This window comes from Sorangium sp. So ce119, from assembly GCF_051524405.1.
Lineage (GTDB): Bacteria > Myxococcota_A > Polyangia > Polyangiales > Polyangiaceae > Sorangium > Sorangium cellulosum_G.
The window spans coordinates 1,164,185-1,175,781 of sequence record NZ_CP150310.1; the positions used below are offsets into that span (position 1 = coordinate 1,164,185).

General features: G+C 72.8%; 8 protein-coding genes and 1 pseudogene. All 9 read left to right on the top strand.

Going from position 1 to position 11,597, the window contains the following annotated elements; all coding sequences use genetic code 11:
• Window positions 1-71: 71 nt before the first annotated feature.
• The 9 genes and pseudogenes from WME76_RS04625 to mraY all read left to right on the top strand — a co-directional run bounded on the left by WME76_RS04625 (window position 72) and on the right by mraY (window position 11,593).
• On the top strand, window positions 72-1,733 hold the full coding sequence (locus tag WME76_RS04625) for a response regulator (protein WP_437958994.1): 1,662 nt from the start codon (window positions 72-74) through the stop codon (window positions 1,731-1,733).
• 75 nt (window positions 1,734-1,808) lie between these two features.
• Window positions 1,809-3,977, top strand: coding sequence for a GYF domain-containing protein (locus WME76_RS04630; protein WP_437958995.1), 2,169 nt, complete (start codon window positions 1,809-1,811; stop codon window positions 3,975-3,977).
• Window positions 3,978-4,073: 96 nt separating this feature from the next.
• Window positions 4,074-4,478, top strand: a complete 405-nt coding sequence (locus tag WME76_RS04635) for a cobalamin B12-binding domain-containing protein (protein ID WP_437958996.1) — start codon at window positions 4,074-4,076, stop codon at window positions 4,476-4,478.
• A 460-nt stretch (window positions 4,479-4,938) separates the two neighbouring features.
• Complete coding sequence (gene mraZ, locus WME76_RS04640; RefSeq protein ID WP_437958997.1) at window positions 4,939-5,487, top strand: division/cell wall cluster transcriptional repressor MraZ; 549 nt, start codon at window positions 4,939-4,941, stop codon at window positions 5,485-5,487.
• 20 nt (window positions 5,488-5,507) lie between these two features.
• Window positions 5,508-6,471, top strand: a pseudogene (rsmH, locus tag WME76_RS04645) (16S rRNA (cytosine(1402)-N(4))-methyltransferase RsmH); the annotation flags it as partial.
• A complete protein-coding gene (locus WME76_RS04650) occupies window positions 6,428-6,781 on the top strand; it encodes a hypothetical protein (protein WP_437289668.1) in 354 nt (117 codons plus the stop codon). The pseudogene rsmH and the gene WME76_RS04650, both read left to right, overlap by 44 nt.
• A complete protein-coding gene (locus WME76_RS04655; protein ID WP_437962074.1) occupies window positions 6,778-8,865 on the top strand; it encodes a penicillin-binding protein in 2,088 nt (695 codons plus the stop codon). The genes WME76_RS04650 and WME76_RS04655 overlap by 4 nt, the downstream gene beginning before the upstream one ends.
• Complete coding sequence (locus WME76_RS04660; RefSeq protein ID WP_437958998.1) at window positions 8,862-10,466, top strand: UDP-N-acetylmuramoyl-L-alanyl-D-glutamate--2,6-diaminopimelate ligase; 1,605 nt, start codon at window positions 8,862-8,864, stop codon at window positions 10,464-10,466. The genes WME76_RS04655 and WME76_RS04660 overlap by 4 nt, the downstream gene beginning before the upstream one ends.
• Window positions 10,463-11,593, top strand: a complete 1,131-nt coding sequence (mraY, locus tag WME76_RS04665) for a phospho-N-acetylmuramoyl-pentapeptide-transferase (protein WP_433934727.1) — start codon at window positions 10,463-10,465, stop codon at window positions 11,591-11,593. Before WME76_RS04660 ends, mraY begins: the two co-directional genes overlap by 4 nt.
• The last annotated feature ends 4 nt before the right edge of the window (window positions 11,594-11,597 follow it).

Sequence of the window (11,597 nt, forward strand, 5' to 3'; positions counted from 1 at the left end):
CGTCTCTGCGCGCGGGTCGCGTGCTTGCCCGCGCATTCCTCGTCCATTAGCCTTCGGAGTCGGCCCGCGGAATGACGCAAGACGCCAACAAGAAGCCGCTCGGACGCATCCTCCTGCAGCAAAGGGCGGTCACCCAGCCCCAGCTCGAACAGGCGCTCCTCGAGGCGCGTGCGAAGGGGGTCCCCCTCGCCACGAACCTCATCGAGAGCGGCACCGTCTCCGAGGTCGCTGCGCTGAAGGCCCTCTCCGAGCAGAGCGGCGTTCCTGGCATCGACCTCAACCAGGTCTGCATCAAGCTGAGCGACCTCTCGATCCTGCCCCGCGAGATCGCCGCGAAGCACAAGCTCTTGCCCGTGCTCGTGCGCGAGGACCGCATCCTCGTGGCCATGGCCGCGCCCGCCGACAAGAAGGTGATCGACGAGCTCGAGTTCGTGACCGGCAAGCGCGTCTTCCCGTACATCGCGCTCGCGGGCCCTCTCGTGCGGACCATCGCGGCCGCCTACGACATGAAGGAGCAGGGCGAGCCGTTCTACGTCGGCGCGAAGTGCCCGCCCGAGGTGCTGAAGCGCGCCGGCCTCGGCGCCGCCGCGTCGACGACCGAGGCGCCGCCCGCGCCCGCGCCTGCTCCTGCGCAGCCGGCGCGCCGTCCGCCGTCCGCCGTGCCCCCGTCGACGGTGGCCCAGGCGCCTGCGCCTGCTCCGCCTGCGCCCAGCGCCGCCCCGCCAGCGCGCGCGCCGGAGCGCCCGCGCGACGACGCGGAGATCTCGTTCGCCGATCTCACCGACGAGCCGAGCCCGCCCGCGGCCCCTTCGCCGGCGCGCATCTCCTCGGCGGGCCCGCCGCTCGTCGTCGACGACGCCATGCGGAGGGCGGCGGCGGCCGACGAGCTCACGGACACGGATTTCGGCACCGCCGATCGCGATCTGTCCGTCGTCGAGTCGCTCCCGGGCGCGGGCAAGGCGCCGCAGGGCGATCAGACCACGATCCTTGTCGTCGACGACGAGCCCGAGATCCGGAAGCTGCTCCGCCGCATCTTCGAGGAGCGCGGGTACCGCGTCGAGGAGGCCGACCGCGGGCTCCTCGCCCTGCGCATGGTCAAGGAGAATCCGCCCGACGTGATGATCCTGGACGCCATGCTGCCCGAGGTGCACGGCTTCGACATCGCCCGCCGCATGAAGGGCACGCAGCGCTACGGCCACATCCCGATCATCATGATCTCGGCCGTGTACCGCGGGTGGCGGTTCGCCGAGGACCTGAAGTCGAGCTACGGCGTCGAGGCCTACATCGAGAAGCCCTTCCGCGTCGCGGACGTCGTCGCCGCCGTGGAGAACGCCCTGCAGGCGCGCTCGATCCGCGGCGATCAGGACCGGATCTCGGCCGAGGCGGAGCGCCTCCTCGCCGCGGGGATCGCGGCGTACCGCGCCGGCGATTTCGACAAGGCCGTGCGGCACCTGCGCGAGGGCACGGCCATCGACCCGCTCGCGTACCGGCTGCACTTCCACCTCGGCCTGCTCTACGGCAAGCAGGGCCAGCTCTACGACGCCATCCAGGAGCTGGAGACCGCCCTGCACATCAACGGCAAGCACTTCCCGGCGCTGAAAAACCTCGCCGTGCTGTACCAGAAGGCCGGGTTCCGCAACAAAGCGATCGAGACGTGGGAGCGCGCCCTGGGCGTCGCGCCCGATGACCCGACGCGGCAATCCATCAAGGAACACCTGCTCGGGTTGCTCTGACCGCGCCTACCCCATGTCGTTTGGGGTCAAGCTGTCGTAGAGTGCGCGGATTCCAACCCGCAGGCGCGTTCCTGGATGAAATTCATCTGCGATAACTGCAAGGCCAAGTACCAGATCGGCGACGAGAAGGTCGCCGGCAAGTCGGTACGGATGCAGTGCCGGCGCTGCGGGCACCTGATTCAGGTCAGCGCGAGCGTCACCGAGAGCTCCGTGGCGCAGGCGCTCCCCGTCGAGCCGCCGCGCGCGGCGGGCGACGACGCGCACCTCGCCCCTTCGAGCGAGGAGGCGCCGTCCGCCGGGACAGGCGCGCCGGCCGCCCGCGCCGCGAGCCCCGTGAGGCCGCCGGCCTCGGCCCAGGGCGCCGCGCCGTCGCCGCCCCGGCCGGCGTCGCAGCCCCTCCCGCGCCCCGGGGGAGCGCCTCGACCTCCGGTCGCGCCGCGCGCCGTGCCCGCGCCCGTCGCGCGGCCGGCGTCGAGCGCGTCGCCCGCGTCGAGCCCGCGCCCTGCGACCGCGCCGCAGCCGCCGCCGGAGGCGCGCCCCGCCCAGCCGGCGCCCGCGAGGCCGGCGGTGCCCGCCACGTCCGCCGCCAGGGGAGCGGATCCCACGCCGTCGCCGTCCGGGGTCGCCGGCGCGTTCAAGCGGACGATGTCCGATGACCGCCCGCTCGCCAAGGCGCCGACCGCGCGCGCCGCGTCGAGCGAGGACTGGTACGTCGGGGTCGGCGGTGTCCCGCTCGGCCCGGTGCGGCTCTCCGTCATCCGCGAGAAGGCGCAGGTGGGCGCCGTGGATGGCGACTCGCTCGTCTGGCGCGAGGGGTTCGACGAGTGGCTGCCGCTCAAGAACTTCCCGGAGCTGCTCGAGATCGTCACCCAGGCCCAGTCCACCCGGGTGTCCACGCCCGCGCGCCGGACCAGCAGCACGGGCTTCTCGGTCGCTCAGGCGCAGGTCCCGCCCTCGACGAAGGTCCCCTCCTCGGCGAGGGTCCCCCCGTTGGCCGGGGCCGCGCCAGCGCGCCCGGCGGTGCGCGAGCCCGAGCCTCCCGGCGTGAGGGAGCAGCCCCCGGCGGTCGCCGGCTCGGTCGCCGCCTTCACGGCGGCGGGGACGCCCGCCACATCGACCTCACCGGCCGCGTCCCCTGGGCGCGTCACGCCGGCCACGCCGACCGGCAGCGCGCCGGGCGCGTGGCCGGGCGCCTCGGGGGGCGCCGCGGCGGCCCATGCCGCGGGCGGCGCGCCGATCGCGGTGCTCGCCGATCCCTTCTCGACCGCGCCGGCGGCCCACGTCGCCTCCGCGCCGCAGCCCGAGCTGGCGGCGCCCTTCTCGGCGAGCGCCGGTCTTGCCGCGGGTGGCCTGGCCGCGGGCGGCTCGCCGCCTGCGACGGCGTCCGCTGCCGGCCTGGCGGTGGGCGGACCGCCCTCCGGCGCGGCTCGCACGGGCGGCCTGGCCGCGGTCGCCTCACCGCAGGCGGCGGCGCCGGCGAGCGCGCTCGCTTCTGCGGAGCCCGCCCCTTTGGTGGCCACGCCTGGCAGCCTCGTGGAGACGGTCGCGCCGAGGCGCCGGTCGGGCATGAGCCCGCTCGCCTATGCCTTCATCGCCATGGCAGCGGCGTTCGGCGGCGTCTCCGCGTACGTCCTCCTTTCTCCCAAGCCGCAGCCCGTGCAGGTCGTGACCGTCCCGCAGCTCCAGCCGGCCGACCTGCTGCCGACAGCGGCCCCTCCGCCTCCGCCGAGCGTGGAGCCGGACGCACCTCCGCCGGCCGACACCGCGTCGGCCAAACCCGAGGTCGCCTCGCCGGGCAAGCCAGGCGGCGCCGCGAGCCAGCGCCCCCAGCCCGAAAAGCCGGTCGCCTCGGCGAGCCCTGCGCCGTTCGACCGGTCCGGGTTCGGCGCGGGGGTCCCCGGTCCCTCGTCGGGGCCGGGCAGCCAGGGCGCCGGCGCTGGCCTGAGCCAGCTCTCTCAAGGGGAGATCTCCAGCGTCGTCGAGGGGAACCGCCCCAGCGTCCGGCGCCATTGCTGGCAGCCCGCCCTCGACGCGCGCGATCGCAATGCGTCCACCACGGCCCGCGTCTCGGCCTCGGTGGTCATCGGCGCCTCGGGCGCCGTCCAGTCGGCCTCGGCCGCCGGGTCGGAGAAGGATTACCCCGGCCTGTCGAGCTGTATCGCCTCGCGGATCAAGTCCTGGCGGTTCCCCCCTTCGTCGGGCTCCACGCCGGTGACCATCCCGTTCGTGTTCGCCGCCCAGTAAGCGCGCCCCCTGCGGCGCCGGCGCAGGGGAGGGGAGGCCGCATCGCCGGGGCGCTGCGCTTTACGCCTGCCCGGGCAGGCGGTAATCGACGCGATCATGGCAGAGCGCAAAGTCCGCATCCTCGTGGCGAAGCCCGGCCTCGACGGCCACGACCGCGGCGCCAAGGTGGTCGCCCGGGCCCTCCGCGACGCGGGCTTCGAGGTGGTCTACACGGGCCTGCACCAGACGCCGGACATGATCGCCTCCGCCGCGGTGCAGGAGGACGTCGACGCCGTGGGGCTGTCGATCATGTCCGGAGCGCACAACACCCTCTTCCCCGCCGTCATCGAGGCCCTCCGCAAGCACGGCGCCGAGGACATCGTGGTGTTCGGTGGGGGCATCATCCCGGACGAGGACATCGCGCGCCTCCAGAACGCCGGCGTGAAGGGCGTCTTCACCCCCGGGACCACCCTGAAGAGCATCGTGGAGTGGGTCCAGACCAATGTGACCCCCCACGGCTGACCGCCGGGGCAACGGGTCTCCCCACTCTCCCCCACCGCCCGCCTCCCCGGCCGGGCTTCCCCGAGCTGACCGCCGGCGCCGGGGGTCTCCCCACTCTCCTCCACCACCCGCCGCTCCCACCGGACCTCCCCCGGCCGCTGAGCCGCTGAGCCCGTCCGGTTTGCGCGGGTTCCTCCGCCGTTCGGGGCGCGAAAGGCCGCCTCCGTGGGCAGCGATCCGCCTTGCTTCATTTCGAACTTGCCAGACCTTCGCCTGACGTGCCCGCACCACCCCCGAGACACTCCCCACTTCCTCCCACGGACCCCGCTGGCCCGGGAAGTTGCGGTATTCCCCGCGGTTTTTACGGGTGCGACCCTGGAGGTGAATGTCCTACATAGGTGGCCATCGGGGTCCAGAAATCTCCCAATCTGTTGACACTCGGCGCCTCCCTCCGTAGCGTGGCGGAGCTTCGTGGGAAGAAGTGGCAGAGAATGTCACGACGCGGTGCGCGCCCGGTGCAGCAACGCGTCAGCAAGCCCTCGGCGGGACAGGCCAGCCGCAGCTGGGGTCGATGAGCACGATGTTTCGCGGTCACTTCGAGCACGCGATCGACGCGAAGGGGCGCACGAGCCTCCCTTCGCGTTTTCGCGACGTGCTCGCGGCCGCGAACGACCTGCGCATGGTCATCACACCGGCCCTCTTCGACCCTTGCCTACATGCCTACCCGATGAAGGCCTGGGAGGAGCTGGAGGCCAAAATTGCAGCATTGCCGCAATTTGATTCCAACGTGGTCGCGTTCCGGCGCCGCTACCTGTCCGCGGCCGTCGAGTGCGACCTCGACAAGCAGGGCCGGATCCTCATCCCGCCGTCCCTCCGCGAGCACGCCAGCCTCACCAAGGACGTGCTGTGGGCGGGCATGGGACAGACGATCGAGCTCTGGTCGAAGGAGCGGTGGCAGGCCGCTCAGCAGATGAGCGAGGTCGAGCTCCAGAGCTTCAAGACCGCAATCGCGGAGCAGTTCCGCCTATGAACGTCGTCAATGTAGTCCCCATGCACCTTCCCCCTCCGCCGCCCCGCCCGCGCGGCGAGCCGCACGTCACCGTCCTCGGCCGCGAGGTGCTCGCCGCGATCTCGCCGGTCAGCGAGGGCATCTACGTCGACGCAACCCTTGGCGCCGGCGGCCACGCCGAGACGATCCTCGAGACGCCCGGCACCCGGGTCATCGGGATCGACCGCGACGAGCGCGCCCTCGCCATCGCGCGCGCCCGGCTCGCCCGGATGGGGGAGCGGGTGACCTACGTTCACGGCGAGTTCTCCGAGATCGAGCGGCACCTCGCGGCCCTCGGCGTCGCGCAGGTGGACGGCCTCGTGGCCGACGTCGGCGTGAGCTCCATGCAGCTCGACGATCCGGCCCGCGGCATGAGCTTCCGCGCCGAGGGGCCGCTCGACATGCGGATGGATTCGAGCCGCGGCGAGACGGCGCTCGAGCTGATCGAGCGGCTCAGCGACGAGGAGCTCGCGGATCTGATCTACCGCTACGGCGAGGAGCGCCGCAGCCGCAGGGTCGCCCGCTGCATCAAGCAGGCGGCCGAGAGCGGCGAGCTCGAGACGACGCTCGACCTGCGGCGCGCCGTGGTGCGCGCCGTGGGGCCGGCGCGCATCGGCGGCGTCGATCCGGCGACGCGCACGTTCCAGGCGCTGCGCATCGCCGTGAACGGAGAGCTCGACGAGCTCGAGGCGCTGCTCGCGGCGGCGCCCCGGATCATCGCGCCCGGCGGCGTGCTCGCCGTCATCGCCTTCCACTCGCTCGAGGATCGCATCGTCAAGCGCGCGCTGCGCGAGCCGGACGTGTGGCAGCCGCTCACGAAGAAGCCGGTGACCGCGGGCGACGACGAGATCGCCGACAACCCGAGGGCCCGCAGCGCGAAGCTCCGCGCCGCGCGGCGCGTCGGCCCCCCGGAGGCGCACGCGTGACGCAGCGCCCGTTCCTCGCGCTCTGGACGCTCGCGGTGGCCGCGACGGTGGCGGCGTTCGTCGTGCACCTCGCCTTGCGGGGGCGCACGGTCGACCTCGGCTACCGGCTCGGGCGGGCGCGCGCCGAGCAGGCGCGGCTGCGCGAGGTCAAGCGGGTGCTGTCGCTCGAGGCGGCCAGCTACGAGACCCCGCAGCGCGTGGAGATGGTCGCCCGAACGCTGCTCGGCATGACGCCGCCGCCGCCCGAGCGGGTCATCCCGGTGCGGGGCTACGCGGCGCCCTCCGGCGATCGCGAGGCGGCGAGCGGGGAGACGGGCAGCGCGGCGCCGGGCGAGGGGCGGCAGGAATGAAGAACCTCGACCCCCGGCGCGCGCGGTGGATCCGCATCCGCATGGGCCTGCTCTGCGGCCTGATGGCGCTCGGCCTCGGCGGCGTCGTGTCCGGCGCGTACCGCATCGAGGTCGAGGACGGCGACGCCTGGTACGACCTCGCGGAGCGGCAGCGCCAGCGGCGGCTCCACATCACGCCGAAGCGCGGCACGATCTACGACCGGAACGGCGCGCCGCTCGCGGAGAGCGTGGAGGTGCCCAGCGTCTCGGTGGACGCGGTCGAGATGCTCCGCGGCATCGAGGAGAAGTACATCCCGACGCAGATCCAGCAGTACGCCGAGCGCATCGCGCAGGCGCTCTCGCTGCCCGTCGAGGAGGTCGCCGAGAAGCTCGGCCGGCGGCGCCGCTTCGCGTGGCTGAAGCGCCGCATCTCCGAGCAGGAGGTCGAGAACATCCGCGCGCTCTCGGAGCGGCGGCAGCGCTACCCGGTGCGCGGGCTCGTGATCGAGGGCGAGGGGCGCCGCTTCTACCCGAACCGCGAGCTCGCCGGCCCGCTGCTCGGCTTCGTCGCCACCGACGGCGAGGGCAAGGAGGGGATCGAGCTCAGCCTCGAGCACGAGCTCCGCGGCAACGCGTCCGAGGTGCGCGGGCTCCGCGATCGATCGGGCCGGCTCATCTTCTCCGAGGGGATCGCGGACGAGCAGGCGCTCGCCGGGCACAACGTCCACCTGACGATCGACAAGGGCATCCAGTTCACCGCCGAGCGCGAGCTCGAGGCGGCGATGAAGACGTACGAGGCGCTCGGCGGATCGATCGTCGTCGTCGATCCCGAGAACGGCGAGATCCTCGCCATGGCGAGCGCGCCGGGGTTCAACCCGAACGACTACTCGCAGAGCGACCCCGGCTCCCGGCGCAACCGCTGCGTCGTCGATCGCTTCGAGCCCGGGTCCACGATGAAGGTGTTCGCCATCGCGAGCGCGCTCGCGGCGAAGAGCGTCTCCCCGAGCGCGACCATCTACTGCGAGGAGGGGAACATGGCGATCGACAACGTCGTGATCCACGACACGCACGTGCACAAGTGGCTGACGATCCCGCAGATCCTCGGCCAGTCATCGAACATCGGCACGGCGAAGATCGCGCTCGGGCTCGGCGAGCAGCGGCTCTACGAGGGCTTCCGTCGGTTCGGCTTCGGCGATCTGACCGGCGTGCCGCTGCCGGGCGAGTCGGTGGGCGTGCTCAGGCCGCGCGGCCGCCCGTGGGTCCAGGTCGAGACGGCGGCGGCGTCGTTCGGTCAGGGGATCAGCGTGACCACGCTGCAGCTCGCGATGGCCACGGCGTCGATCGCCAACCGCGGGCGGCTGCTCGAGCCGATCCTGGTCAAGCGGATCACCGACGGCACGGGCGTCACGCTGTCGGAGCCCTCGCCGCGCGTGCGCCGCGACGCGGTGCCCGCGCAGATCGCCCGGATGCTGTCGGAGATGCTCGTCGCGGTGACCGAGGGGGACGGGACCGGCGTCGAGGCGGCCATCCCGGGGTTCCGCGTGGCGGGCAAGACGGCCACGGCGCAGAAGATCGACCCCGCGACGGGCAAGTACACCGACACCCACTACGTGGCGTCGTTCGTCGGGTTCATCCCGGCCGAGAAGCCGCGTCTCGTCATCGCGGTGGTGCTCGACGAGCCGATGGGCGGCACCTACGCCGGCGGCTCCGTCGCCGCGCCGATCTTCCGGCGGGTCGGCGAGATGGCGCTGCGCTACCTGGGCGTCACCCCGCGCGGGAGCGTGCCGATGAAGCTGTCGGAGATCGGCGAGCAGTCGGGGGAGGACATCGCGGCGAACACCTACCAGGTGCTCAACGAGGCGCGATCCGCGGCGGCGCCGATCTCGACCGCGGTGGTCACGCCTTCCGCGCCGCTGAAGACGGGGGAGCTGCGCGTCCCGGATCTCACCGGGCTGCCGCAGCGCGAGGCGGTGAAGAGCGCCGCGACGCTCGGGCTCGACCCGAGCGTCGAGGGCACGGGCAGGCTCACGCGCCAGGAGCCTCCGCCGGGGACCGTGCTGCCCAAAGGATCGCCCCTGAAGCTCATCTTCGAGCCCCCCACATGACAGAGCGCGACCCCAGAGACGCCGCCGTCGCCGAGACCGAGCTCGCGCTCTGTCTCGGCGACGTGCTGCGCGAGACCCCGGGCGCCGCGCTCTCGCCGGCGGAGGCCGCGGGCCTGCTCGTGACGGGCGTGCACCTCGACTCGCGCAAGGTGGCGGAGGGGGACATCTTCGTCGCGCGGGCGGGGGCGCGCGCGCACGGCGAGCAGTTCATCGCCGAGGCGGTCGCGCGCGGCGCGCGGGCGGTCATCCTCGCCCGCGGGAGCGCGGCCGACACGCTCGGCGCCGCCCGCGTCGAGGTGCCCGACGTGCCGCTCGCGCTCGCCCAGGCCGCGGCGGTCGTCTACGGGCACCCGACCTTCACGCTCGAGGTCGTCGGCATCACCGGCACCAACGGCAAGACCACGACCGCCCACCTCGTCCAGGCCTGCATCGATCGGTGCGGCGGGCGGGCCGGGATCGTCGGGACGCTCGGCTACCGCTTCGGCGATCTCGACGTCCCCGCGTCGCACACGAGCCCCGAGGCGGACGAGCTCGCCCGCGTCGCCGCCGGGATGGTCGATCGCGGCGCGACGCACCTCGTGATGGAGGTGTCGTCGATCGCGCTCGCGGCGAAGCGCGCGGACGCGACCCGCTTCCGGATCGCCGTCTTCACGAACCTCACGCAGGATCACCTCGACTACCACGGCACGATGGACGTGTACGCGGCGGCGAAGGCGCGCCTGTTCGTGGATCTCGGCCCCGGCGCCGCCGTCATCAACGTCGACGATCCGTTCGGTCGGAAGCTCGTCGAGATGATCGCGCCGGGCGGGCTCTCGCGGCCGGCCGCGTCGACGCTCGCGCGCTACTCGACCGAGGTGGGCGCGGGCCCGGACACGGCGGAGATCGCCCCCGTCGAGCTCGCGCATACCGCGAGCGGCATCTTCCTCCGCGCGCGCACGCCCGCCGGCGAGGTCGCCATCCGTTCCCACCTGCTCGGCGCGCACAACGCGTCGAACCTGCTCGCCGCGCTCGCCGTGGCGTACCTGCTCGGGTTCGACGTCGAGGACGCCGCCGCGGCGCTCTCGTCGCCGATCCAGGTCGCGGGTCGCCTGGAGCGCTGCGACACGCCGGGCGCCGATGACGTGATCGTGCTCGTCGACTACGCCCACACGCCGGACGCCCTCGCGCGGGTGCTCGCGAGCGTCCGCGCCCTCAGCGAGGGGCGCGTCCTCTGCGTCTTCGGGTGCGGCGGCGACCGCGATCCGCTGAAGCGGCCGCGGATGGGCGAGGCCGTCGGCCGCGGCGCCGACGTCGCCGTCGTGACCAACGACAATCCACGAAGCGAGGACCCGCGCGCGATCGCCGACGCCATCCTGCCGGGCCTCGCGGCCGGGCGCGCGCGCGTCGTCGTGGAGCTCGACCGGGCGCGCGCGATCGAGCGCGCGGTGCTCGAGGCGGAGCCCGGGGACCTCGTCCTCATCGCCGGCAAGGGCCACGAGCCGTACCAGATCATCGGCGGCGTCACGCTGCCGTTCGACGACCGCGACGAGGCGCGCCGCGCGCTCGCGGCCCGCCGCGACCGGTCCATGGCCGCGCGGCAGTCGCGCGGAGGTGCGGCGTGATCTACGAGCTCTTCTACCCGCTCAAGTTCCACTACGGCTGGCTGAGCTGGCTCAACGTCCTGCGTTACATCCCGTTCCGCACGATCATGGCGACGATCACCGCCATGGTGCTGACGTTCGTGCTCGCGCCGTGGTTCATCCGCGAGCTCCGGCGCAAGCAGATCGGGCAGGTGGTCCGCGCCGAGGGGCCGGAGACGCACAAGATCAAGGCGGGCACGCCGACGATGGGCGGAGCGCTCATCCTGCTCTCGCTGCTGCTCCCCACCGTGCTGTGGGCCGATCTCAGGAACCCCTTCGTCCTCGCGACGACGGCCGTCACCGCGGGCTACGGCGTCATCGGCTACCTGGACGACTTCCTCAAGATCAAGCGGCGGAACAGCGGCGGCCTGCCCGGCCGCTACAAGCTCATCGGCCAGGTGCTCATCGGCGGCGCGGCCGTGTCCTACACGTTCCTGATCGCCTCGAAGCTCCCGCCGGACTGGGCGGAGATCAGGACGCGGCTCTCGATCCCGTTCGTCGCGTTCTCGAAGTACCCGATCGAGCTGCCGCTCTACGCCTACGTCCCGTTCGCCGTGTTCGTCGTCGTCGCGACGTCGAACGCCGTGAACCTCACCGACGGCCTCGACGGCCTCGCGATCGGCCCGGTGATCATCAACGCGGGGACGTACCTCATCCTCGCGTACATCGTCGGCGCGTCGATCGCGAACTTCTCGCTCGCGACCTACCTCGACATCCCGGCGATCGCGTCCGCCGGCGAGCTCTCGGTGTACTGCGGCTCGGTCATCGGCGCCGGGATCGGCTTCCTCTGGTACAACACGTACCCCGCGCAGGTCTTCATGGGGGACGTCGGCTCGCTCGCCCTCGGCGGCGGGCTCGGGATGCTCGCCGTCTTCACCAAGAACGAGCTCCTGTCGATCATCCTCGGGGGGATCTTCTTCATCGAGACGGTCAGCGTCATCACGCAGGTCCTCTCGTTCAAGCTGACCGGCAAGCGCGTCTTCTTGATGGCGCCGATCCACCACCACTACGAGAAGAAGGGGTGGGCGGAGCCCAAGATCATCGTCCGCTTCTGGATCATCTCCATCCTCCTGGCGCTGGTCTCCCTGGCGTCGATGAAGCTGCGCTGAGGGC

Coding starts and splice junctions, on each gene's coding strand:
- WME76_RS04635 (WP_437958996.1), top strand. CDS start 4,074: ATGGCAGAGCGCAAAGTCCGCATCCTCGTGGCGAAGCCCGGCCTCGAC.
- WME76_RS04660 (WP_437958998.1), top strand. CDS start 8,862: ATGACAGAGCGCGACCCCAGAGACGCCGCCGTCGCCGAGACCGAGCTC.
- WME76_RS04630 (WP_437958995.1), top strand. CDS start 1,809: ATGAAATTCATCTGCGATAACTGCAAGGCCAAGTACCAGATCGGCGAC.
- WME76_RS04625 (WP_437958994.1), top strand. CDS start 72: ATGACGCAAGACGCCAACAAGAAGCCGCTCGGACGCATCCTCCTGCAG.
- WME76_RS04655 (WP_437962074.1), top strand. CDS start 6,778: ATGAAGAACCTCGACCCCCGGCGCGCGCGGTGGATCCGCATCCGCATG.